Origin of the sequence: Amycolatopsis sp. ATCC 39116, assembly GCF_000231075.2 — a bacterium.
In the GTDB taxonomy this organism is placed as follows: domain Bacteria; phylum Actinomycetota; class Actinomycetes; order Mycobacteriales; family Pseudonocardiaceae; genus Amycolatopsis_E; species Amycolatopsis_E tucumanensis.
This window is the reverse complement of the sequence record NZ_AFWY03000030.1, coordinates 61,669-84,687: the sequence shown is the minus strand read 5'-3', so window position 1 is coordinate 84,687 and position 23,019 is coordinate 61,669. Positions and strand designations below refer to the sequence as shown.

At 73.0% G+C, this 23,019-nt stretch carries 17 protein-coding genes; 7 read left to right on the top strand and 10 right to left on the bottom strand.

Annotated features, from left to right (window positions below; all coding sequences use genetic code 11):
• Positions 1-39: 39 nt before the first annotated feature.
• The gene (malQ, locus tag AMY39116_RS0326205; RefSeq protein ID WP_020420579.1) at positions 40-1,980 is read right to left on the bottom strand and encodes a 4-alpha-glucanotransferase; all 1,941 of its coding nucleotides are present in this window, start codon (positions 1,978-1,980) and stop codon (positions 40-42) included.
• A 57-nt stretch (positions 1,981-2,037) separates the two neighbouring features.
• Here malQ and AMY39116_RS0326200 point away from each other — a divergent pair, with 57 nt between their 5' ends.
• Positions 2,038-3,303, top strand: coding sequence for an alpha-amylase family protein (locus tag AMY39116_RS0326200; protein ID WP_020420578.1), 1,266 nt, complete (start codon positions 2,038-2,040; stop codon positions 3,301-3,303).
• On the opposite strand, the gene AMY39116_RS0326195 is transcribed toward AMY39116_RS0326200, so the two are convergent.
• The 3 genes from AMY39116_RS0326195 to AMY39116_RS0326185 form a co-directional block, all read right to left on the bottom strand.
• Positions 3,297-4,085: an SDR family NAD(P)-dependent oxidoreductase gene (locus AMY39116_RS0326195; protein ID WP_020420577.1), complete on the bottom strand. Its 789-nt coding sequence runs from the start codon at positions 4,083-4,085 to the stop codon at positions 3,297-3,299. The genes AMY39116_RS0326200 and AMY39116_RS0326195 overlap by 7 nt on opposite strands.
• A gap of 56 nt (positions 4,086-4,141) precedes the next feature.
• Entirely contained in the window at positions 4,142-4,441 is a 300-nt protein-coding gene (locus tag AMY39116_RS0326190; protein ID WP_017982079.1) for a hypothetical protein, read from the bottom strand.
• Between the two features lie 73 nt (positions 4,442-4,514).
• Complete coding sequence (locus AMY39116_RS0326185; RefSeq protein WP_020420576.1) at positions 4,515-5,153, bottom strand: DUF6801 domain-containing protein; 639 nt, start codon at positions 5,151-5,153, stop codon at positions 4,515-4,517.
• Positions 5,154-5,411: 258 nt separating this feature from the next.
• Between AMY39116_RS0326185 and AMY39116_RS43585 the strand changes: the two genes are divergently transcribed.
• A complete protein-coding gene (locus AMY39116_RS43585; protein ID WP_020420575.1) occupies positions 5,412-6,911 on the top strand; it encodes an AMP-binding protein in 1,500 nt (499 codons plus the stop codon).
• A gap of 436 nt (positions 6,912-7,347) precedes the next feature.
• Here AMY39116_RS43585 and AMY39116_RS0326175 read toward each other — a convergent pair whose 3' ends face one another.
• The 3 genes from AMY39116_RS0326175 to AMY39116_RS0326165 all read right to left on the bottom strand — a co-directional run bounded on the left by AMY39116_RS0326175 (position 7,348) and on the right by AMY39116_RS0326165 (position 10,679).
• Positions 7,348-8,052, bottom strand: a complete 705-nt coding sequence (locus AMY39116_RS0326175; protein ID WP_020420574.1) for a class I SAM-dependent methyltransferase — start codon at positions 8,050-8,052, stop codon at positions 7,348-7,350.
• On the bottom strand, positions 8,049-9,314 hold the full coding sequence (locus AMY39116_RS0326170; protein ID WP_020420573.1) for a helix-turn-helix domain-containing protein: 1,266 nt from the start codon (positions 9,312-9,314) through the stop codon (positions 8,049-8,051). Before AMY39116_RS0326170 ends, AMY39116_RS0326175 begins: the two co-directional genes overlap by 4 nt.
• Before the next feature lie 210 nt (positions 9,315-9,524).
• Entirely contained in the window at positions 9,525-10,679 is a 1,155-nt protein-coding gene (locus tag AMY39116_RS0326165) for a helix-turn-helix domain-containing protein (protein ID WP_039791758.1), read from the bottom strand.
• 157 nt (positions 10,680-10,836) lie between these two features.
• Between AMY39116_RS0326165 and AMY39116_RS0326160 the strand changes: the two genes are divergently transcribed.
• Positions 10,837-11,910, top strand: coding sequence for a DUF2235 domain-containing protein (locus tag AMY39116_RS0326160; protein ID WP_020420571.1), 1,074 nt, complete (start codon positions 10,837-10,839; stop codon positions 11,908-11,910).
• A gap of 81 nt (positions 11,911-11,991) precedes the next feature.
• On the opposite strand, the gene AMY39116_RS0326155 is transcribed toward AMY39116_RS0326160, so the two are convergent.
• From AMY39116_RS0326155 to AMY39116_RS0326145, 3 genes are all read right to left on the bottom strand, one after another.
• A complete protein-coding gene (locus AMY39116_RS0326155) occupies positions 11,992-13,104 on the bottom strand; it encodes a CapA family protein (RefSeq protein ID WP_020420570.1) in 1,113 nt (370 codons plus the stop codon).
• Between the two features lie 70 nt (positions 13,105-13,174).
• Positions 13,175-16,432: a PQQ-dependent sugar dehydrogenase gene (locus tag AMY39116_RS0326150; RefSeq protein WP_020420569.1), complete on the bottom strand. Its 3,258-nt coding sequence runs from the start codon at positions 16,430-16,432 to the stop codon at positions 13,175-13,177.
• 64 nt (positions 16,433-16,496) lie between these two features.
• Entirely contained in the window at positions 16,497-17,456 is a 960-nt protein-coding gene (locus tag AMY39116_RS0326145; RefSeq protein WP_020420568.1) for a sugar phosphate isomerase/epimerase, read from the bottom strand.
• 187 nt (positions 17,457-17,643) lie between these two features.
• Here AMY39116_RS0326145 and AMY39116_RS0326140 point away from each other — a divergent pair, with 187 nt between their 5' ends.
• From AMY39116_RS0326140 to AMY39116_RS0326125, 4 genes are all read left to right on the top strand, one after another.
• Entirely contained in the window at positions 17,644-18,840 is a 1,197-nt protein-coding gene (locus AMY39116_RS0326140; protein ID WP_020420567.1) for an ROK family transcriptional regulator, read from the top strand.
• 390 nt (positions 18,841-19,230) lie between these two features.
• A complete protein-coding gene (locus AMY39116_RS0326135) occupies positions 19,231-20,457 on the top strand; it encodes an ROK family protein (RefSeq protein ID WP_020420566.1) in 1,227 nt (408 codons plus the stop codon).
• On the top strand, positions 20,457-21,965 hold the full coding sequence (locus tag AMY39116_RS0326130; RefSeq protein ID WP_020420565.1) for a sugar ABC transporter ATP-binding protein: 1,509 nt from the start codon (positions 20,457-20,459) through the stop codon (positions 21,963-21,965). The genes AMY39116_RS0326135 and AMY39116_RS0326130 overlap by 1 nt, the downstream gene beginning before the upstream one ends.
• A complete protein-coding gene (locus tag AMY39116_RS0326125) occupies positions 21,962-22,993 on the top strand; it encodes an ABC transporter permease (RefSeq protein WP_020420564.1) in 1,032 nt (343 codons plus the stop codon). The genes AMY39116_RS0326130 and AMY39116_RS0326125 overlap by 4 nt, the downstream gene beginning before the upstream one ends.
• Positions 22,994-23,019: the final 26 nt, after the last annotated feature.

Genomic DNA, 23,019 nt, shown 5'->3' with positions numbered 1-23,019 from the left:
CGCGAGCCGTGTTCCGACGTGTGCCCAATCTAGCGGTCTTCAAGCACTTCGCCCGGTGAACGGGCGCGCGGCGCGCAATTCCTTCACGAAGTGGCGCAGTCGTGCGTCCGCGAAGAACTCCTCCACGGTGACGGGCAAGGGAATCCGCCAGTTCGGGTACTCGTCCGTCGTGCCGGGCAGGTTGGGCTGCCGCACCTCGCCGACCACGTCGGCGGGCGCGGTCAGCAGCAGCCGCGACGCCGCGGACGCGAGCAGGGTGTGCAACGCCGCCACCGGGTCGTCGTCCGGGATGCCCTGCGCCCGCGCGAACGCGAGCAGGTCGGCGCGCTCGGTCTCCGCGGCGGCTCGTTCCTCCTCCGCGGGCCCGTCGAGCAGTCCCAGTTCGGCCCGCACCCGCACGTGCTCGCCGGCGAGCCAGCCGGCGACGGTCGGCAGGTCGTGCGTGGTGATGCTCGCCATCGCGTCGGCGTCCCACTCGGCGGGCGGGACGAACGGGTGGCCGGGCGAGTCGTAGTCGCGCTGGAACCACAGCACCGCGGAGCTGAGCACCCCGCGCTCGTGCAGGGTCTTGGTCACCGCGGCCTCGACCGTGCCCAGGTCCTCGCCCACGACGACCGCGCCCGCGCGGTGCGCCTCCAGCGCCAGGATGCCGAGCATCGCCTCGGCGTCGTAGTGCACGTAGGTGCCGCGCGACGGCGGTTCGCCCGGCGGGATCCACCACAGCCGCCACAACCCGGCGACGTGGTCGATCCGGATGCCGTCGGCGTGCCGCAGGACGCTGCGGATCACGTCGCGGAACGGCGCGTAACCGAGTTCGGCGAGCCGGTCCGGGCGGAACGGCGGCAGGTTCCAGTCCTGGCCCTGCTGGCTGAAGGCGTCCGGCGGCGCGCCCACGGTCACCCGCGCGGCGAACGCGTCGCCCAGCGCCCAGGTGTCCGCGCCGCCCGGGTGCACGCCGACCGGCAGGTCGTGCACGATGCCCACCGGCATGGCGGCGGCCGCCTCGCGGGCGCGGCCGAGCTGGTCCTCGCACAGCTGCTGCAGCCAGCCGTGGAAGGCGATCCGGTCGGCCAGCTCCGCGCGGGCGGCGACGACCTCCGGGCCGTGCGGGTCGCGCAGCGGCTCCGGCCACTCGCGCCAGTCCGGGCCGTGCCGTTCGGCCAGCGCGCAGAAGGTCGCGAAGTCGTGCACGGCGTCCTCCAGCGGCGCCGGCTCGTGCAGCGGCCACAGCAGTTCCAGCGCGGCCAGCTTGGCGCTCCAGACCGCGTCGTAGTCGATCAGGTCCGTGTTGTCCGGCCGCAGGGCCAGAACCCGGGCACGCAGGTCCTCGTCCGCGCGCGCGAACTCCGGCGTGTCGGTGATCCGGAGGTAGAGCGGGTTGGCGTAGCGGCGGCTCGCCGGCGAGTACGGCGAGCGCTCGACCGGGTGAACCGGGCTGATCGCCTGCACCGGGTTGACCAGCAGCACGCCGGCGCCCAGCTCGGCGGCCGAGCGGCGGGCGAACTCCGCCAGGTCGCCGAAGTCCCCGGCGCCCCACGACCGCTCCGAGCGCAGCGCGTAGAGCTGCAGCATCCAGCCCCAGGCCGGGGGCACCTCGGGCAGGCGGTGCGGCACGACGGCGAGCACCACGTCCTGCTCGGCGGTCTCGACGCGGTGCCAGCCCAGCGGCAGATCGGCGGGAAGCATCCGGCCGATCTCCCGGCGGGTGCCGTCCTCCAAATGCAGGACAGCGGGCCCGCCCGCGTCGTGTTCGGTACCTTCTCGCAGCACGAGCGTCGGGGGCAGCACCGTGGCCGCCCGGCGTTCGCGGACCGCGGCCAGCTCGCGGCGGATCGCGTCCGGCCCGGAGGCGTCCACCCCGAACTGGGCGAGAACGGCGACGACGACGTCCGGCTCGACCTCGACCTCGCGTTGCTCGGCGTTCTCGTACCGGGTGGCCACTCCGTAAGCGTGCGCGAGGGCGGTCAGGTCGGTTTCCACCCGTTCAGGATCCCGGTCCCGGCCGGGGGCCGCCACACGACGAGACGAGGAGAACGCATGGGGCGCTGGGCCGATCACGCGATCTGGTGGCACGTCTACCCGCTCGGCTTCACCGGCGCGCCCGCCGGGGCGCTCCCGGCAGGCAGCGAGCCGCAGCACCGGCTCCGGCGGCTGGAGAACTGGCTCGACTACGCCGTTGAACTGGGCTGTTCCGGTCTGATGCTGGGGCCGGTGTTCGCCTCCGAGACCCACGGCTACGACACGGTCGACCACTTCCGGATCGACCCGCGGCTGGGTGACGACGCCGATTTCGACCGCCTGGTCGCCGCCGCGCACGGCCGCGGACTGCGGATCGTGCTGGACGGTGTTTTCAACCACGTTTCGCGCGCTTTCGGGCATCCGGAGTGGTTCCGCCGCGAGGGCGCGGACCACGCGGTGTTCGAGGGGCACGCGCACCTGGTGGCGCTGGACCACGCCCAGCCGGCGGTCGCGGACTACGTGGCGCGGGTGCTGGACCACTGGCTCGGCCGCGGCGTGTCCGGCTGGCGGCTGGACGCGGCTTACGCGGTGCGGCCGGAGTTCTGGGCGCGGGTGCTGCCCGGGGTGCGGCGGCGGCACCCGGACGCGTGGTTCGCCGGCGAGGTGCTGCACGGCGACTACGCCTCCTACGTGGCGCGCGGCGGGCTGGACACGGTGACGCAGTACGAGCTGTGGAAGGCGATCTGGAGCTCGCTGCACGACGGGAACTTCTTCGAGCTGTCCTGGGCGCTGAAGCGGCACGACGAGCTCATGGGCTCGTTCGTGCCGCAGACCTTCGTCGGCAACCACGACGTCACGCGGCTGGCGAGCCGCCTGACCGACGAGCGGCACCTGGCGCACGCGCTCGCGGTGCTGTTCACGGTCGGCGGCGTGCCCAGCGTCTACTACGGCGACGAGCAGGCCTTCCGCGGCGTCAAGGAGGAACGGGAGGGCGGCGACGACGAGATCCGCCCGGAGTTCCCGGCCGACGCGGGGCAGCTCGCACCCTACGGCTGGCCGGTGTACCGCCTGCACCAGCGGCTGATCGGGCTGCGGCGGCGGAACGCGTGGCTGGTGCGGGCGCGGACGGAGGTCGAGCACCTGACGAACCGGGCGATGGCGTTCCGCTCCCGCTCCGGCGACGAGGAGATCCTGACGCTGCTGAACACCAGCGACGACGCGTACCGGTTCCCGGTGGACATCGACGGGCTGCGGGTGCTCGATTCGTCCTCACCGGACGGGAAAGCGCCGCTGCCGACCCTGCCGCCACACGGGTGGGCGGTGCTGGGCCGGGCGTCTCAGTAGTAGATCGGGCCGGGCATGCCGCCGCCGGCCGGGATGGCGTCGCCGGTGATCGCCGCGCTGCGCGGGGAGGCGAGGAACGTGACGACGTCGGCGACCTCGGCCGCGGTGACCATCCGCCCGATCGCGCTGCCGCGCCCGAGCAGTGCCTCGGCCTCCGCGGCGGTCACGCCACGGGCGCGCGCGACGTCCTCGATCATCGCCGGGGTTCGTTCGGTGACGGTCAGCCCGGGGTGCACGACCGTCACGTTGATCCCGTGCGGGCCGAGTTCGTCGGCGAGGTTCTTGGTCAGGGCGGCCACGCTCACGTTGCGGATCGAGCCGAACGGGCTGCCGGTGCGGCGCGCGTTGAGGCCGGAGACGTTCACGATCCGGCCCCAGCCGCGCTCGGCCATGTGCGGTGCGACGGCGCGCGCGAACCGGAGGTAGCCGAGCACCTTCGTCTCGATCTCGGCCCGCAGGTCGTCGTCCTCGAGAGCGGCGAGCGCGGTGGGTTTCGTGGGGTCGGCGGGTTGTGCCGCGGAGTTGACCAGGATGTCCACCCCGCCGAACTCCTCGACGGTGCGCGCGACCGCGGCGCGCACGGCCTCGTCGTCGGTGACGTCCGCGGGCACGGACAGCGTGTTCCCGCCGATCCGGGCGCGTGCTTCCGCGAGTACCCCCGCGTCGCGGGCGACGATCGCCACGTCGGCGCCTTCGGCGGTCAGCGCCTGCGCGACCGCGAACCCGATGCCCCGGCTGCCGCCGGTGACGATGGCCTTCTTCCCGCCCAGCCCGAGATCCATTCCCGGATTGAAGCAGAGCCGCGGACGCCGGGGCGGGGACTGTCCCGAAGGGGCGCTCAGGCGGTCTCTTCCGGGCGGCGCCGCTCGATCATGGTGTCCGGAGCCGACTCGGGAACCTCGGTGCGCAGGTCGGAGTCGCGCAGGACTTCGCGTGCCTGCGCCTCCGGGTCGGCGCTGCCGGCGTGTTCCTCTTCGGGCAGCAGGGTCGAGCGCGTCTCCGCGCGGTCGTCCACCGCGTTGCGCTCGTCGAACACCCGCGGCCGGTCGAGGTCGTGCTCGGCGCGGACGCGGTTCTCCTCGGCGGGCGACATCTCGGTGGCGCCCAGATCCAGTGGCTCTTCGTTGCGCGGTGTCACGCGGGTGGGCTACCCGATCACCGGGCCCGCCACACCCCGCGCGGCCCGGTGCCCGGGCCGCGCGGGAGTTCCGTCAGCGGATCCGCTGCTCGGTGGCGGCCTGCGCGGCCTCGGTGATCTGCACGGTGGCGAGCACGTTGTCCTGCCCGGGGTCCTGCGTGCACTGGGAGTCGAAGGTGCCGAGGCCGGTGTCGGAGCCGTCGGCCTTCTTCGGGTGCAGGGTCAGCAGCAGGTCGCCGACCGTCACGGTCGCCTCGCCGGGCTGGGTGAAGGTCAGCGACGGCGTGGTGCCGGTCGCGGTGACGTCGAAGGCGCCGGAGGAGGGGATCGCGGTCGGCGGGATCGTGGTCGGGACGGTGACCGGCAGGGTCGCCTCGGGGGCGGCGACCGTGGCGGAGGCCTGCGCGGTGCCCTCCACCGTCTTGGCGCCGACCAGGTTCAGGCCGGCCGTGGCGGTCGAGGACACGGTGGCGACGGCCTCGATGCCGAACTCGGGCGTCGGCTGGCCGACGGTCGCGGTGGCCGGGATGTCGGCGTTGATCACGACGCTGATCGGCTGGTTGCCGATGAGCGGGAACGGGCAGGTGTAGGTCAGCGTCAGCGTGGCCGGGTCGGCGGCGCTGGTGCCCGCGCCGGCGAGCAGGCCGGCCGCGGCGGAAACCGCCAGTACCGATCCGGAGACGATTCCGCCGGCGATTCTCTTCCGATTCATGCACATCTCCATTGATAATCGCAGAAAAGGATTACTGATGAGTAATGTAATGACGTGAAATTGCTCCGGCAAGGTTGTCCGGAAAACTTGTCACCGATTGCAGGGGTTTCCGCGGGGAAGTTGGCATCTCTGCCGAAAGGCCCACGGAGCTGCGGGTTTCCCGGTGGCACTCACGTGGCTGACAAGTATCGATTCGCTCCGCTGGCACCCCGCTCACAAGTTTTGACACCCCATTCACAAGATCACTACGGTTCCGTTGTGACCCAAACACTCGCGTCCCTGCCGCAGTTCCTGGCGACCTGGGCGCGCCGGGATCCGGACGCCCGCGCGGTGTCCGACGGCACCCGCTCGCTCACCTGGGACGAGCTGGACCGGCGGGTGACGTCGGTGGCCGCGTGGCTGCGGCGGTTCAGCTTCGACGGCGTGCGTGCCGCGATCCTGGCCGACGAGGGCGTGGACTGGGTCGTCGGTTTCCTCGCCACCCTGCGTGCCGGGCTGGTCGCGGTGCCCGCCTTCGCGCCGGGGCGCGACGACGCCTGGCTCGCCGCGACGGTCATCGACGCCGCTCCGGAGATCGTGCTGACCACGGGGGAGAAGCTGCTCGACGTCCGCGCCCTCTTGGACGCCGCCGGTGTCGAGGTGTGGCGGATCGTCGCGATCGACACGGTGCCCGGCGATCTGTCCGACCTGGACGAGCCGGATCCCGCCGACGTCGCCTGCCTGTGCTACACCTCCGACTCGGTGGGCGTGGTGATCACCCACGCCGGTCTCGTCGACAGCGCCGCGCGCACCGCCGGGGCGCTGCGCCTGGGCGACCGGGCGTCGGTGGTCGTCAACTGGCTGCCGCTGTGCCAGATGGGGCTGCCGTTCGCGGTGGCCGCGCCGGTGTTCGCCGGGTGCCCGTCGGTGCACCTGGCGCCCGATCGCGTGCGGGAGCGGCCGGAGATCTGGCTGCGCGCGCTCGCGGCGAGCCCGGGCGCGGTGACGGCGGCGGGGAACTCGTTCCTGGCGCGCTGCCCGGTGCCGGACGGGCTCGACCTCAGCGGCGTCCGGGCGGTGCTCGACGTGGGCGAACCGGCGCGGCACCGGGCGGTGCTGCCCGGGTCCGGCCTGCGTCCCGACGCGCACCGGGCCGCGTACGGGCTGCTGGAGGCCACCGGCCTGGTGTCCGTCGGGGACGGTCCGGTGTCGAGCGGGCGGCCCGGCCGCACCGTCGCGATCGTCGACCCGGTCACGCGCCGGTCGCTGCCTGCCGGCGCGGTGGGGGAGATCTGGGTGACCGGGCCGACGGTGGCGCGCGGGTACTGGCGCAGGCCGGCGGCGTCGGCGGAGACGTTCTGCGCGCTGCTGCGCGACGAGGCCGACGCGGGGGAGCCTGGCTGGTGGCTGCGGACCGGGGACGTCGGCTTCCTGTCCGGCGGCGAGCTGACCGTACTGGGGCGGCTGGAGAACCGGTTGCCCGCCGGGGCGGTCCAGGCGGAAGCGGTGGAGGCGACGATCGAACGGGTCGTGCCCGAACTGCTGCCCGGCTCGACGGTCGTGTTCGCCGTCGAGGACGAGGTCGTGGTGCTCGCCGAGGCGCCCGGCCCACTGACCTGCGCGGCGGCCGTCGAGCAGGCCGTCGCGGACGGATACGGCCTGCGGGTGCGCGACGTGCACGTGGGCCTGCCGGGAACGCTGCCCCGGACCGTCGCGGGCAAATTGGCGCGTGCCGCCTGCCGGGAGGCGTACCTGGCGAGCGCGCCGGCCGTTTCCTAGGCGCTGTCCGGGAAGTTTCCGGTAGCCGTCGCCACGGCGCAGCAGATCCCGCGTCGCCACGGCCTGCCACCACAGGCCCCTGCGAACCCAAGCCAAGGCGAGGTCGGACGCTTCCACCGCATCCTGCTCGAGGAGCACCCTCGGCAGCCGCGGAACCAACCCCACCGAACAAAACACCTAGCTGCGCTGGTGTGAGTTGGTGAAGGGGTAGGCCGGCCGGAGTGATCGTCGACGGCGCCACATCGACGTGCACCAGCTCGCCCGGCTGGTCCCGCTCGTAGCGGCGGATCTGCTCGCCAGCCTCGGCATTCGATAACGAACCAGGATGCGGTGCGTGGTCGACCAGCAACCGCCGCCACTTCGTCAGCCGGGCATTACGGTGAGACACGAAGACCCCCGTATGTGCGGGAAAGGTGTCAAGCACCTTCACCCCGCACTAGGGCGCGGCCTCGAGGACGAAGAACAGGAACGCGGTCTTCGTCGACAGTGATTCGAAGTCGCCGGGGAAGAGGTCGCGGGCGGCCGGGTCGGGCTGCGGCTCGACGAGCGCGGTGAGGCGGAACCCGGCGTCGGTGAAGGCGCCGGTCATCGCGTGCAGCGGGCGGCGCCAGAACCGCATCGGCACGGTCTGACCGCCGAAGGTCCACTCGAAGGAATAGCTGGTGGTCGCGAAGTAGTCGGGCCGGGGCTCCTGGATCGTGTAGGCGACGAACGGGTGGTCCACCGACGCGATCAAGCGGCCGCCGGGCCGGAGCACCCGCCGCAGCTCGGACAGCGCCGGTTTCCAGTCCTCCAGGTAGTGCAGCACCAGGGAGGCGACCACGTCGTCGAACGCGCCGTCGGCGAACGGCAGGGGGTCGTTCAGGTCCGCGAGGCGGAGCGGCACGTCGTCACCGAGGCGCCGCCTGGCCAGCGCCAGCATCCCGGCGCTGGCGTCGATGCCGGTGACCTCCGCGCCGCGGTCGCGCAGCGCGGCGGTCAGGGGCCCAGCGCCGCAGCCCGCGTCCAGGATCCGGCGGCCGGTCACGTCCCCGGCGAGGGACAGCATCGCCGGCCGCTCGTAGTACGCGTTCAGCAGGCTGTTCTCGTTCTCGGCCGCGTAGGCCTCGGCGAAGCTGTCGTAGTCGTTCACCCGGTTCATGCCGCGGGCGTCAGCAGTTCCGTCGCCCGCAGCGCGATTTCCAGCCGCAGCCGGTGTTCCGGGTCGTTCAGCCGCTCGCCGAACAGTTCCTCGATCCGCCGCATCCGGTAGCGCACCGTCTGCGGGTGCACGCCCAGCCGCTCGGCCATCTCCGGCGCGCTCCCGCTGGACTGCAGCCACGCCAGCAGCGTCTGCCCGAGCCGCGCGCGCTGCTTGTCCGTCAGCCCCTGCAGCGGCGCGAGACACGCGTCCCGCAACTGTCCGATCAGGAACTCGTCCGCCAGCAGCCACAGCGTGGCCAGGTGGTCGTCGGCGTGCAGCACCGGCTCCCGCGGGAGGATGCGTCGCACGCTCAGCTCCATCGTCCGGCGCGCCCAGCGCAGCGACACCGCCGCCTCCGCCAGCGGCACCCGCGGCCCGATCGCGACGCGCCAGCCGCGCAGCGCGGCCTCCAGGCCCTCCGGCGGCGCGGCCGCGAGCAGGCACGGCTGCGGGCTCTCCAGATCCGCCAGCACCTCGGCGGGCAGCGCGGGCGGCGGCAGCCGGTGCTGGTCGCGCCGCGGCTCCAGCGCCATCGCGACCACCTTGTCCGGCACGTGCCACCCGGCGGCCGCGGCCAGCCCCTCGACGGCCTGCGGCGCGGGCGCGGGTTCGGACAGGACCAGGCCGAGAAGCTGCCTGCGCTGCCGGGCCCGGGTGCCCGCCGCGCGGGCCTGCGCGGCGCGGTAGCCCTGCACGGACAGCGCGGAGATCTCGTCCACATAGGCCAGCACCGCTTCGGCGCCGGTGTAGAGGAGGTCGGACGGCAGCCCCTTCGCCTGGCCGACCTTGGCGATGTAGCGCCACGCGGCCAGCCCGCCGACGCGGTAGGCGGTCTGGATCTGGTCCAGCGGACGCCCCTCGCTGTACTCGATGCGGCCGAGGTGCCGGAACACGCCGACCCAGTTGTCCTGGGACACCGCCGGGTTGCCGATGTTGTCCAGGCAGTGCCCGACCGCCTCCCGCACCCCGCGCACGATGACCTCGCCGAACGGCCCCTCCAGCGGACGGGCGTACTCCGGCACCGCCCGCTGGATCTCGGCCAGGATGACCCGCGTGAGCGCGTCCGCGTGCGGGCGGAACACCGCGGCCAGCTCGCGTGGCAGCGACGCCCACAGCGTGCTCGCGCGGCCGTGCGCCGGAGCCTCACCGGGCGGGCGGCGCGGGTGCGGCGGCCGCGGCGGCGCGGTGCGTCCGGGCCGGACGTCGGCATCGATCGTCATGTCAACCCCTGCTCGGGAAACCGCAGCACTGCGGTGGGTGGAGAACTTCGCGGCCGGCCCCGTGCTCGTGGCCCGCTCGCGGAGCCAACATGGCATCACCCGGGTCGCGTTGGCAAGAACCGTTGACACACTCCGAATTCCTGCGCCACCCGTTCGGGTGACGAGTGTCGAGACGGGTGACACCCGGAGGAGGTCCCGTTCGCGCGTGCCTCACAAAGTCCCCTCCTCGGCGCCGAGTTGCCTGCGCAGCACCAGGTGCAGCCCGAACCGCGTGTCCGCGTCGTCCAGCCGGTCGCCGAACAGCTCGCGCAACTGGTGCAACCGCGCCCGCACGGTCTGCGGGTGCACCTGCAGTCGGCGCGCGATCTCCGGCGCGCCGCCCCGGGTTTCCAGCCACGCCAGCAGGGTTTCGCCCAGCCGCGCGCGTTGCCTGCCGCTCACCGAGTCCAGCGGGGCGAGGTACTTCGCGTGCAGCCGGTCGGCCAGGAAGTCCTGCGAGCGCAACCAGATCGCGTCGAGGTGCTCGGCGCACCACACGACGTCCCCGGGCAGGGCGAGCCCGCGCCGGGCAAGCCGGTGCGCGGCCGGGGCCAGCACGAGCGGAACCGGGGGCGACACCGCGGCACGCGCGGGTTTTTCCCAGTTGCCAGACAGGATCCCGACCGTCCGTTGCGGACTGGGCGTGATCAGGCAGGGGCGGTCGCCGTCCAGATCGGCGAGGACCTCGTCGTCCAGCACGTCGGACGGCAGGCCCTCGGCGTGTTCGAGGGCGATCACGGCGACCCGTTCGGGCACCACCCACCCCGCGTCCTCGGCTGGGCCCTCCAGACACGGCTGCGGCTCGGCGAGGACCAGTGTGGCCAGGCGGCGACGGCGCTCCTCGGCTCCGGACGGCTGCCGCGCCTCCTGGAACCCTTCGAGCGCCGTCGCGGACAGCTCGTCGACGAACGCGAAGATCGCCTCGGCCGCGGTGGTGAGGGTCTGCGGGCCCGCGCCGAGGTCACGCAGCACCGGGGTCAGGTACTGCCAGGCGACCCGGCCGCCGATGCGCACCGCGGCCTGCAGGGCGTCGAGCGTGCGGCCCTCGTCGAACTCGCGCCGCCCGCGCCGCCGGAACTGGCGGACCCACTCGCTGTGGTCCGGGTGCGGGTTGCCGATGCACTGGAAGCAGTGCCGCACCGCCACCTCGATGCCCTCGGCCAGCGCGCGGCCGAACCGGCCTTCCGGCGGCCCGGAGTACTCCGGCACCTCCCGCCGCACCTCGCGGACGATCGCCTCGGCCAGTGGACGGGTGTGCGGCTCCAGCGCCACCGCGAGTCGTCTCGGTGTGGCCGCCAGGGCCTGCGCACTGCGGTAGTCCGGCACTTCCGCCCCCTTGACGCGCCGCAACAAAAACCTGAAGCCGACTCGCGTTCTTGCTGGTCAGCGACCCGGCCGGACGATGCTACCGCCTGGTAGCCAGAGCGGACAGTAACCCTCGGCACTCGATCGGCGACAAACCGGGCGTCGAGGGGAGCTGTGCATGACCAAGCGGCTGGTGATCTGCTGCGACGGGACCTGGAACACGCCGGACCAGCCGGCGCCGACCAACGTGTCGCGGGTGGCGCTGGCGGTCGCGCCCGCCGACGGGGCCGGGCGCGAGCAGCGGATGTTCTACCACCCCGGCGTCGGGACGCGGCCCGGCGAGCGCCTGTGGGGCGGGGCGTTCGGGTTCGGGCTGTCCCGCACCGTGCGCGAGGCCTACCGGTTCCTGGTCCGGACCTTCGAGCCGGGGGACGAGCTGTTCCTGTTCGGGTTCAGCCGCGGCGCCTACACCGCGCGCAGCCTTGCCGGCCTGGTGCGCAACTGCGGCATCCTGCGGCCCGAGCACGAGGACCGGATCGGCGAGGCGTACGCGCTCTACCGCGCCCGCGGGTCGAAGACGCACCCGCGCTCGGCCGCGGCGGAGCTGTTCCGCCGGTCGTACTCGCGCGAAACGCGGATCCGGTTCCTCGGCGTGTGGGACACCGTCGGCTCGCTCGGCATCCCGCTGTCCGGGCTGCGGCTGGTCAACCTCGTCAACCGGCGCTGGCAGTTCCACGACACGGAGCTGAGCTCCAGCGTCGACGCGGCCTACCACGCGCTGGCGATCGACGAGCACCGCCCGCCGTTCCGGCCCGCGCTGTGGCAGCCGCGCGCGGACACGATCGGGCAGCGCGTCGAGCAGGTCTGGTTCGCCGGGGTGCACTCCGACGTCGGCGGCGGCTACCCGGACCGCGCACTGGCCGACATCAGTCTGCTGTGGATGGTCGAGCGGGCGCGGACACACGGGCTGGCCTTCGAACCGGGCGCGTTCGCCGCCGCGGAGCTGGACCCGCTCGGCCGGGCGCACGAGTCGCGCACGGGGTTCTACAAGCTGATGCCCCGGCACGTGCGGCCGCTGGGCACGTCGTCGCACGAGTACGCGGCGTCGAGCGCCGTGGAGCGGCAGGCGCTGGTCGCGGGGTACGCCCCGAACCTCGACGCGTACCTCTCCGAGGGCGGCGCGGTGCTCCCCGTCCGCAGCGACGAGGGAGAGCGCTTCCCGGCGGCCAGCCCGGAGCCGGAACCCGCCTGAGGCGGAGGTCGGGGGTGCGGGAAACCTCGCCAGGGCGCGGAAGGCGCGAATCCGTGGTGAGGCCTCGCGCCGCTTCGCCGGTCAGCCGCGGGTCAGGCCCTGTGCGGCGGCGCCGCGGCTGAGGACCACCTCGTCGGTCCGCGCGAGGGCTTCCTCGGCGCGCGCCCGGTCCAATGCGCGGTCGTCGGTGGTGCGCAGCCGGATCGGCGGGCCGAGGTCGATCACCGTCGGCACGTACTCGGCGCGGTCCACCGTCCAGCGGTCGCCCGACCGCGTGAAGTGGAACCGGCCGATCAGCCCCTCCTCGGTGGTGCCGCGCGGCTCCGAGTGCCTGGCGATCGAATTGCCCAGCCCGTAGGCGACCCACTTGCCGCCGATCTTCTCCATCGGCTGCACGACGTGCGCGTGGTGCCCGATGATCAGGTCCACCGCCGGGTCGGCCAGCACCCGCTGCGCGATCTGCCGCTGCGAGGCCGTCGGCTCGTGCTGGTACTCCGTGCCCCAGTGCAGGCTGGCGATCACCACCTGCGCCCCGGCCGCCCGCGTCGCCCGCGCTTCCGCCAGCACCGCGTCCGCGTCGAGGGTGTTGGACACCCACTGCTTGCCGCCGGGCAATTTCTTGCCGTTGAACCCGAACGTGTACGACACGTGCCCGACCTTCACGCCGCGCACGTCCAGCACCAGCGGCGTGCGGGCCTCCTGCTCGGTCCGGGCGGAGCCGGTGTGCCGGATGCCGGCCTCGTCCAGCTCGTCGAGCGTCCGGTTCACGCCGTCGGTGCCGGTGTCGATCGTGTGGTTCGACGCGGTCGAGCAGTCGTCGTACCCGGTGTCGGCCAGCGCGTCGGCGATCTCCGGCGGCGCGCTGAACTCCGGGTAGCCCTGGAACGGGCCCTCCTCGGGGGCGAGCGGCGTCTCCAGGTGGCACACCGCCAGGTCCGCGGAGCTGATGTCGTCCCGGATCCCGGCCAGCAGCGGCCGGTAGTCGCGGGTCCCGCCGCCGTCGGCGACCGCCTGATCGGTCAGCGTGGGGTGGATCAGCACGTCCCCGGTCGCCGCCACGGTGAACCCCGGGTCGGCGGACGGCGCGGCCGCGGCCGGGGCGTCCGGCTGCGGCGGGGCGTCTTCGTCCGGCGCGAAGCAGGCGGCGAGCAGCGCGCCCGCCGTCAAGCCCGCGAGAACCAGACGGATGCGCATGGTTCCCGATCCTGCCAGAGGGCCACTCTCGGTGCGGCTCCGCACCGAGAGTGGCCCCAAGATCACCCGGTCAGGCCTTCAGCGACCCCGACAGGGCGGTGGCGTCGCGACGGAGAGTCTCCGACGCGACCCGGTCCGGCACGTTCCACCGCTGGCCGGCGAGGACGCCGAACAGTCGCAGCGCCTCCTGCGCGGGCCGGATCCGGCCGGCCTTCGCGTGCGACTCGGCGAGGTCCAGGGTGCCGCGCAGCTGCACCGCACCCGCCTTGGTCACCCAGCCGGCGTCGCGGAACCGGTCGATCAGGGCGCGCACGTCACCGAACGACGTCCCGGTCGTGAAGTTCACGGCCTTGGTCGTGGTGAGCCCGGCCTGGTCGGTCACGGTCACCGACAGCTGGTGCGCCCCGAGCGGCAGCCGCCACAGGTCCAGCGGCTTGCCCGGCGTGACCGGCTGACCGTCCACCGTGGCCTGGACCTTGGCGACCCCGGACGCGGCGTCGGTGGCGGTGACCACCGGCGTCAGTGCCGCGGAGTCCCCGAAGGCCTGCCCCTCGGTCACCCCGGCGACCGTCACCGCGGGCGCGGTCTTGTCGATCTTGACCGTGAGCGTGCCCGGCGCGGAGACGTTGCCGCCGTTGTCCGTCGCCCGGTACAGCACGGTCGTGGTGCCCTCGGCCGACAACGTGACCGGGTTGGCCGCGTTCGCCCAGGTCACGCCGTTGTCCACGGAGTACTGCCTGCTGGACACCGTGCCGTTGTCGGTCGCGGTCACGGCCAGCGTGACGTTGCCCGTGTACCAGCCGTTCGCCCCGGTCGGCGCCGACGGCGTCAGCGCGGCCGACACCGCGGGCGGCGTCTTGTCCGCGACCCCGGCGCCCTGGAAGGTGAAGGCGTCGACGTCGACCCCGCCGCTGGAGGTGACGAACAGCTTGCCCGCGCCGGACGGCAGGCCGGACAGCGGTGTGGTGACCGTCTGCCAGCCGTCCCCGGCCGGGACGTCGACCGTGGCGAACGGGGCCGCGTCGGCGGCGTTCCACCGCAGCTGCAGCTGGCCGGCGCCGTGCGCCTTGGTCTGCACGCCTGTGATGCCGCTGAAGTTGACCGGATCGTAGGCCAGCCAGTCCCCGGCGTCGAAACCGGTGACCGAGCGCAGCCCGGACGCGGTCGCGTCGTCGGTGATCGTCACGCCGCTGGTCTCGTCGGCGTGCTCGCCCTGCATGAGCTTCGGGTTCAGCACGGCCTGCGCCTCACCGGTCGCCGGCGGCACGCCGCCCGCGCCGTTGTCGGTGTAGCTCACGTTGAGCACGCCGAAGACGTTCTCGGTCTCACCGTGCCCGGCGTCGGTCGGCGTGGCCACGGCGCCGGTGCAGCCGGTGCCGCTGTTGACCGGGTGCCCGTGCTGGTTGTGGCCCAGACCGAAGGCCCACGCCACCCGGCTGCACACCGGGGTCGCGCCGTCCTCCGGGTCGCTGACGGTCACCGCGTAGGGGATCGCGTCGCCCCAGTCGAAGAACCCGCCGTGCGCCGGCGCGGTCAGCCCGACGGTGGGCGCGGTGTTGCCGGTGGTGACCTGCTCCGACGTCAGGCCGTGCTTGCCCGCCGGGTCGGTGACGCGCAGCCGCGCCTCGACCTGGCCGTTCTCGGTGTAGGTGTGGGTGGCCTGCGGTCCGGTGGCGTCGAACGTGCCGTCACCGTCGAAGTCCCACTCGTAGGTCAGCGCGCCGCCCTCGGGGTCGCTGGACGCGCTGCCGTCGAAGGCCACGGTCAGCGGCGCCTGCCCGGACGACGGGGTCGCCGTCATCCGCGCGGTCGGCGCCTTGTCGCCCGGCGCGAAGTCGATCCGGTACAGGCCGGCGTCCGGGTTCTGCCGGAAGAAGCCGTCGCCGTAGTCCAGGACGTAGAGCGAGCCGTCCGGACCGAACTCGAGGTCCATCGGGTTGTCCCAGATCGGCTGGCCCAGCGTGGACAACTGGGCGTTGGGCAGGAAGTTCTCCAGCTTCGTCACCGGGCCGTCCGGGCCGGACAGCGTGAACGCGGCGACGTAGTCCTGCGAGAACTCGCCGAAGAACGCCTTGCCGTCCCAGTACTCCGGGAACTTCGTCGGCGACGGGTTGTTCGCGTCGTAGTGGTAGACCGGGCCGCCCATCGGCGCCTGGCCGGTGCTGGAGCGGAACGCGGTCAGCTCGGGCCACGGCTGGTCGCTGTCCTTGTCGCCGTACCAGAGCGTGGCCGGGGTGGCCGGCGGCAGCTCGCGCAGGCCGGTGTTCCAGCGCGAGTCGTTGACCGGGGCGGCGCAGTCGAACGCCGGGCCCGGGGTGAGCGTGGCGAAGTCGAAGTCCCGGTAGGGCTGGGAGTTGTCGGCCGTGCAGAACGGCCAGCCCGAGTTCATCGCCTTCGTCGTGATCTGCCACTCGACGTAGCCCATCGGGCCGCGGTTCGGGTCGGCGGTGCCGGCGTCGGGGCCGTAGTCGCCCCACATCACCGCGCCGGTCGCCTTGTCCACGGTCATCCGGAACGGGTTGCGCAGGCCCATCACGAAGATCTCCGGCCGCGTCAGCGGCGTGCCGGGGGCGAACAGGTTGCCCTCGGGGATCGTGTAGGAGCCGTCCTCGTTGACGTGGATGCGCAGGATCTTGCCGCGCAGGTCGTTGGTGTTGCCCGCGCCGCGGCGCTCGTCGAGGCCGGGGTTGTAGCCGGGCGCGTCGTTGATCGGGGTGTAGCCGTTGACGTTCGGGCCCGAGGCGGGGGTGTTGCCGCCGGTCGACAGGTACAGGTTGCCCTGGGCGTCGAAGTCGACGTCACCGGCGACGTGGCAGCACTGGCCGCGGTTGGTGGGGATGCGGATGATCTCCTGCTCGGTGCTCAGGTCCAGCGACTCGCCGGTCCACTTGAACCGGGACAGGACGTCGTAGCCCTCCCACTGCTTCCAGTACGAGTCGTCCGTGCCCGCGGGCAGCGTGTTCGGCGCCGAGCCGGCGGGGGTGTTCAGCTTGGGCGAGTAGTAGAGGTAGACCCAGTTGTTCTCGGCGAAGCCGGGGTCCAGGGTCACCGTCTGCAGACCCATTTCCGAGTTCTGGTAGACGGGAATCGTGCTGACGACCTTCGTGACACCGGTCTTCGGGTCGGTCAGCCGCACCTCACCGCTGCGCGCGGTGTGCAGGACGCGGTTGTCCGGCAGCACGGCCAGGTCGATGGGCTCGCCCACGTTCTTGGTGAGCGTGATCTTCTCGTAGTTCTCCCAGTGCAGGGCGGCGTCTTCCTCGTGGGCCGCGGCCGGCACGGCGAGGCCGAGCAACGGCAGGGCCGTCACCGCGGCGGCGGTGATCAACCGTCTCAGGGCAGGATGCATCGCGAGATCACTCCGGTGGGATTTCGACGGGGAGGGGAAGGGGTCAGCCGCGCAGGTCCGTCAGCGCCTGGTAGCTGCGCAGTGCCGCGGCGAACGAGCCGGGCGGGTTGGGCTGCGTGTTCGGGGCGGTGTCCTGCTCCCAGATGCCGTGGTAGCGGCCGCGGCCGTTGACCCGCTTGAGGAAGCGGCGGTAGGGCAGGTCGCCCGCGCCGAACTCGACGATGTCGTAGCCGTTGGGGTTGGCGGGGTTCTCGTCGCCGTCCTTGAGGTGCAGCAACGGGTAGCGGTGCGGGGCGCGGGTGATGTAGTCGGCGGGGTCGAAGCCGGGGAATCGGTACTGGCCGACGTAGGCCCAGTACACGTCCATTTCCAGGTAGACCAGGCGCGGGTCGGTGTGCTCGAGGAAGACGTCGTAGAGGCGCACCTTCGGCTGGTCGGTGGCGAAGGCGAACTCGCCGGCGTGGTTGTGCTGGTAGAACTTCAGGCCGCGGTCGCGTGCCGCGGCGCCGAAGGTGTTGAACTCCTCGGCCGCCGCCCGGTAACCGTCCACTGTGTTCACGTTGGTCGGGGCGTTGGCGGTGCCGATGTGCTTGAGCCCGAGGATTTCCGCGTTGTCGAGTTCGCCCTGCAGGTTGGTGCGGAAGTTGTTGAGGCCGACGTGGCTGCCGACCGCCTTGAGCCCGAAGTCCTTCAGCAGCTGGGCGATCTCCGGCACGGTGATCTGCCGTCCGAGGATCGAGGTGCTCTGCGTGTAGCCCGCGAACTCGATCTCGCGGTAGCCGATGCGGGACAGCTCCTCGAACACGGCCCGGAACCCGAGCTGCGAGACCTTGTCGCGGACGCTGTAGAGCTGGATGCCGATCTGGTTCTGCGGGACGAGGCGGCCGCCGCCCTGGCTGGCGGCGGCGGGCAGCGATCCGGCGAGCGCCGCGGCGCTGACCGCGACGGTCGCCCCCGCCGCGGAGCGCAGGAAACCGCGGCGGTTGAACGACGAGTGGGACACGGATTTCTCCTTCAGCCGAGTGTGAACCGACCCCCTTGCCACGTGCGCCGGTCAACGTAGGCAACTTCCGCCGGAAGTGTCCAGAGTTTCGGATTTCGCGGAACAAAGTTGGGCCGTGTCCGCTCAAAAGGGGCGGCGGCGGGTCTACAGTCGGTGCACGCGCGAGCAGCGAGGAGGCTGGTGCCCCATGACCACCAGCGGTTTTCCCCCGTCGGCCGAGACCCGTGAGCAGGCCGGGCTGCTCGCCCTGTTGCGGGACGAGGGCCCGATGGCAAGGGTCGAACTGGGTGAACGGCTCGGCGTGCCACGGGCCCGGCTGGCCGCCGAGATCACCCGGCTGGCCGAAGGCGGGCTCGTGGAATCCGGCGGTCCGGCGGCGAGCCGCGGCGGGCGCCGGTCGACGCTCGTGCGCCTGGCCGACGACTTGCGGTTCCTCGGCGTCGACATCGGGGCGACCTCGGTCGGCGTGGCGGTGACCGACGGGCGGTGCGAGGTGCTGGCGCACGCGGTGGAGGACTGCGACGTGCGCCGCGGGCCGGTGCCGGTGCTGGACCGGGTCGAGCAGCTGGCGGCGAAGGTGCTGCAGGACGCCCCAGGGCGGCTCGCGGGCGCCGGCATCGGGCTGCCCGGGCCGGTGAGTTTCCGCGACGGGATGCCGGTGGCGCCGCCGATCATGCCGGGCTGGGACCGCTTCCCGGTGCGCGACCGGCTGGCCGGGCACTGGGGCTGCGCGGTGACGGTGGACAACGACGTGAACGTGATGGCGCTGGGGGAGCGGCACGCGGGGGTGGCGCGGTCGCTGGACGACCTGATCTTCGTGAAGGTGGGGACCGGTATCGGCGGCGGGATCGTCGTCGGCGGGCGCGTGTACCGCGGGGTGGCCGGCACGGCGGGCGACATCGGGCACATCAAGCTCGACGACTACGGCCCGGCGTGCGCCTGCGGGGAGGCCGGGTGCCTGGAGGCGTACTTCGGCGGGGCGGCCCTGGCGCGGGACGCGCTGACGCTGGCGCGCAGCGGCCGGTCGCCGTACCTGGCCGAGCTGCTGGCGGACCGGCCGGCGTTGACCGCGCGGGACGTGGCGGAGGCGGCCCAGGCCGGTGACTTCGCGGCGGTGACGCTGGTCCGCGAGGGCGGGCGGCGGCTGGGGCAGGTGATCGCGTCGCTGGTGAGCTTCCTGAACCCCGGGATGGTCGTGATCGGCGGCGGGGTGTCCCGGCTGGGGCACACGCTGCTGGCCGAGGTGCGGTCGTCGGTCTACCGGCGGTCGCTGCCACTGGCGACCGGGAACCTGCCGATAGTGCTCTCGGAGCTGGGTGATCAGGCCGGCGTGATCGGGGCCGCGTGGCTGGCGTCCGACCACGCGTTCAGCGTGCCTGCGTGACCTTGGCGCGGGCGGTGCGGGTGGCTTGAGACCGCTGCGGGTGGCTCGGCGTCGGCGCAGTGGTGCGGGTGGCGGGGCCGCGGGTGCGCCGGGTGGTGCGAGGCGCGGGTTGATGTGGGGCGAAATGCCGGCGCTGGCCGCGCGAGGCTGTGGGTGGCTTCGGGGAGCGCGAAGTGGTGCGGGTGGCGCTCGCGACTTCCACTGAACGGAAGCCTGTCATCAACCGTGCACACTTTCGGCAGTCTGGTTCAAAAGTAACGATCTGACTGTTACTCCTTTTGCCGGATTGTGGCAGAAGTACCCCGCCAGTCAGAGTAGGCGGCGTACGCCAGAGCACTGAGACCGCAGCACTGAGACCGGCCAGTTTCCCAACGAAGTGGAGCGTCCGCGGTGCCCCAACCTTCCGACCGGCCGACGGACCGCGCCGGTGTCCGCAGGGCCAACCTCGCCCTGCTCGTCCGGCTCCTGCGCCGCCACGGGGGGCTCTCCCGCGCGCAACTGGCGACCCTCAGCGGCCTCAGCAAGGCCACCGTCTCCGGCCTCGTCGCCGAGCTGGAGATCCGCGAGCTCGTCCAGGCGGGCGGCCGTCACGAGGGCGGCCAGGGCAGGCCCGGCCAGCTCGTCGAACTCCGGCCGCGCGGCCACTGGGGCATCGGGCTCGAGGTGGACGAGAACCACGTCGGCGCGACGGTCCTCGACCTCGCCGGCACCGCCACCACCCGCCGCCGCGCCGCGTGTGACGTGCGGGCCCTCGGGGCGGAACGCACCCTCGACGAACTGGCCGCGCTCGTGCTCGCCGCGCGGTCCGAAGTGGACGATGTCGCCGGCATCGCGGTGGCGGTGCCCGGTCTGGTCGACACCGCGACCGGCGTCGTCCGCGTCGCGCCCGGCCTCCGGTGGCGCGGCCTCGCCCTCGCCGACGGGCTCGCCGCCCGCACCGGGTTCCCCCTCGACCGCATCGTCGTCGGCAACGACGCCAACCTCGCGGCCCTCGCCGAAGCCGACGACGGCGCCGCCCGCGGCTGCTCCGACGTCGTGTTCCTGCTCGGCGGCATGGGCGTCGGCGCCGGGCTGATCACCGGCGGCGGCCTGATCGGCGGCGCCGCGGGCGAGGTCGGGCACCTGTCGCTGGAACCCACCGGACGGCCCTGCGTCTGCGGCCGCCGCGGCTGCTGGCAGACCGCCGTCGGCATCGACCCGTTCCTGCACTCGCTGGCCGGCCCCGGCGACCTGGTCCACGACCCGTCGCTCGACCTGGCCCAGCGCACCGCGATCGTGCGGCGGCGCGCCCAGGACGGCGACCGCCGCGTCCTCGACGCGCTCGTGCAGCTGGGCGCCGCCCTCGGCCACGGCATCGCGGTCCTGGCCGACCTGCTCGACCCGCGGATCGTCGTGCTCGGCGGCTACTTCGCGCCGCTGCGCGAGTGGCTCGCCGAGCCGGTCCGCGCCGAACTCGCCGCCCGCTCGGTCACCGCCGAGACCGGCGGCCCCCGCATCGTGGCGTCCCGGCTCGGGTTCACCGCGGTCGGCACCGGCGCGGCGCAGGCCGCGATCCGGCCCCTGCTGGACGATCCGACGCTGGCCCCGGCCGGCGCCCCGGTGAGCGTGGAGGCGTGATGACCGAAGACCTGCTGTCCATGCGCGGCATCGTCAAGACGTTCCCGGGTGTCCGGGCGCTGGACGGTGTCGAGCTGTCGGTGCGGGCGGGGGAGGTGCACTGCCTGCTCGGCCAGAACGGCGCAGGCAAATCGACCCTGATCAAGGTCCTCGCCGGCGCCCACCAGCCGGACGCGGGCGAGATCCGCTGGCAGGGCGAGCCCGTCACGCTGTCCTCGCCGGTCGCCGCGCTGCGCCGCGGCATCGCGACCATGTACCAGGAGCTCGACCTCATCCCCGCGCTGTCGGTGTCGGACAACATCTTCCTCGGCCACGAGCCGGCGCAGGCCGGCTTCACCCGCGACCGGCAGGCCCGCGTGCGGGCCGCCGAGCTGCTCGCGCGGCTCGGCCACCCGGAGATCCACCCCGACCGCGAGGTCGGCGACCTGTCCGCGGCAGGCCAGCAGCTCGTGTCGATGGCCCGCGCGCTGGCCCACGACGCCCGCCTGATCGTGATGGACGAGCCGACCGCCGCGCTCGCCTCCGACGAGGTGGACAACCTGTTCCGCATCGTCGCCGAGCTGACCGCCGACGGGGTCGCCGTCGTCTACATCTCGCACCGGCTGGAGGAGATCCGCCGCATCGGCAACCGCGTCACCGTCCTCAAGGACGGCGCCACCGTCGCCGCCGGGCTCGAGGTCGCCGACGTCACCACCGACCACCTGGTGTCGCTGATGTCCGGCCGCCGCGTCGAAACCGTCTACCCGGAACGCCTGGAATCCACAGTGGACACCTCGACCGAGTTGCTGCGCGTGGAGAACCTGACCCGCCGCGGCGAATTCGAGAACGTCAGCTTCACGTTGCGGCGCGGGGAGATCCTCGGTGTGGCCGGCCTCGTCGGCGCCGGCCGCAGCGAACTGCTGGAGACCATCTTCGGCGGCCGCAAACCGGACGGGGGCAAGGTGTTCGTCGAGGGCAAGCGCCTCAAGCCCGGCGACGTGCCCAGCGCGGTCAAGGCCGGGATCGGCCTCGCGCCGGAGGAACGCAAGAGCCAGGCGCTGCTGCTGGAGATGTCGGTCGCGCACAACGTGACCCTGGCCAGCCTGCCCGCCTACAGCCGCTTCGGCTTCACCGACCGCGCCCGCGAGATCGGGGACTCGGCCGAGCGCCTGCGGCAGCTGGACCTGCGCCCGGCCGACCCGCGCCGCCCGGTGGGCACGCTCTCCGGCGGCAACCAGCAGAAGGCGGTCGTGGCGCGCTGGCTCGTGCGCGGCTGCTCGATCCTGCTGCTCGACGAGCCCACCCGCGGCGTCGACGTGGGCGCGCGGGCCGAGCTCTACCGGCTGATCCGCGAGCTGGCCGCGGCCGGGGTCGGGCTCGTGCTGGTCTCCAGCGAGATGCCCGAGGTGCTCGGGCTCGCCGACCGCGTGCTCGTGATGCGGGAGGGCCACGTGGTCCGCGAGGCGCCCGCGAGCGAGCTGACCGAAGCAGACGTGCTGAATCTGGTGATGGAGGGAAGTGCGGCATGACGAAGGACTCCTCGTCGGTGTTGCCCGAGGCCACGCAGGCCCCGCCACCCCGGGCCGCGCCGCCGGCCCCGAAGGCCGCGCGCGGCCGGTTCCCGGTGGACGTCCGGCTGGCCGGGCTGTTCGGGGTGTTCGTCCTGCTGTGCCTGGTGGGCTGGCTGACCAGGCCGGACGCGTTCTTCACCGAGGGCAACCTGTCCACCATCCTGCGGCTCGCGGCCGCGATCGGCGTGGTCAGCGTCGGCATGACGTTCGTGATCATCAGCGGCGGCATCGACTTGTCCGTCGGCTCGATCGTGGCGCTGTCCAGCGTGTGGGCGACGACCCTGGCGACGCAGGCCTACGGCCCGGTGGTGATGGTGATCTGCGCGCTCGCGGTCGGGCTCGGCTGCGGGCTGATCAACGGTGTGCTGGTGTCCTACGGCAGAGTGGTGCCGTTCATCGCGACGCTGGCGATGTACGCCTCGGCACGGGGGCTCGCCGAGCGGATCAGCGGCCGCCAGACCCAGGTCGTGCGGGAGACCGGTTTCCTGAACTTCTTCCGCGGCGACTTCCTCGGCATCCCGGTGCTGATCTGGATGTTCGCCCTGGTGTTCGTGGTCGGGTGGGTCCTGCTCAACCGCACCACGTTCGGCCGCCGCACGTTCGCCGTCGGCGGCAACACCGAGGCCGCGCGCCTGGCAGGCATCAACGTCAAGCGGCACACCGCGCTCGTCTACGGCGTGGCCGGGCTGTGCTGCGGCATCGCGGCGCTCATGGTGGTGGCGCGCACCACCTCGGGCGCCTCCACCAACGGCCTCTACTACGAGCTGGACGCGATCGCCGCGGTCGTCATCGGCGGCACCCTGCTCACCGGTGGCCGCGGCACCCTGATCGGCACGCTCATCGGCGTCCTGATCTTCACGGTGCTGGGCAACATCTTCACGCTCAACAACCTCGACACCGACATCCAGAACATCGCCAAGGGCGCGATCATCGTCCTGGCCGTCCTGCTGCAGTTCCGCACCAACCGCGCCCGCAAGTCCACTTAGGAAAGACGAACCCCGAACACCCCGAC

What these genes read in the sequence shown, in the direction of transcription:
- AMY39116_RS0326130 (WP_020420565.1), top strand. Translation starts at nt 20,457, where the DNA reads ATGACCGAAGACCTGCTGTCCATGCGCGGCATCGTCAAGACGTTCCCG.
- AMY39116_RS0326160 (WP_020420571.1), top strand. Translation starts at nt 10,837, where the DNA reads ATGACCAAGCGGCTGGTGATCTGCTGCGACGGGACCTGGAACACGCCG.
- AMY39116_RS0326140 (WP_020420567.1), top strand. Translation starts at nt 17,644, where the DNA reads ATGACCACCAGCGGTTTTCCCCCGTCGGCCGAGACCCGTGAGCAGGCC.
- AMY39116_RS0326185 (WP_020420576.1), bottom strand. Translation starts at nt 5,153, where the DNA reads ATGAATCGGAAGAGAATCGCCGGCGGAATCGTCTCCGGATCGGTACTG.
- AMY39116_RS0326170 (WP_020420573.1), bottom strand. Translation starts at nt 9,314, where the DNA reads ATGACGATCGATGCCGACGTCCGGCCCGGACGCACCGCGCCGCCGCGG.
- AMY39116_RS0326155 (WP_020420570.1), bottom strand. Translation starts at nt 13,104, where the DNA reads ATGCGCATCCGTCTGGTTCTCGCGGGCTTGACGGCGGGCGCGCTGCTC.
- AMY39116_RS0326125 (WP_020420564.1), top strand. Translation starts at nt 21,962, where the DNA reads ATGACGAAGGACTCCTCGTCGGTGTTGCCCGAGGCCACGCAGGCCCCG.
- AMY39116_RS0326175 (WP_020420574.1), bottom strand. Translation starts at nt 8,052, where the DNA reads ATGAACCGGGTGAACGACTACGACAGCTTCGCCGAGGCCTACGCGGCC.
- AMY39116_RS0326195 (WP_020420577.1), bottom strand. Translation starts at nt 4,085, where the DNA reads ATGGATCTCGGGCTGGGCGGGAAGAAGGCCATCGTCACCGGCGGCAGC.
- AMY39116_RS0326200 (WP_020420578.1), top strand. Translation starts at nt 2,038, where the DNA reads ATGGGGCGCTGGGCCGATCACGCGATCTGGTGGCACGTCTACCCGCTC.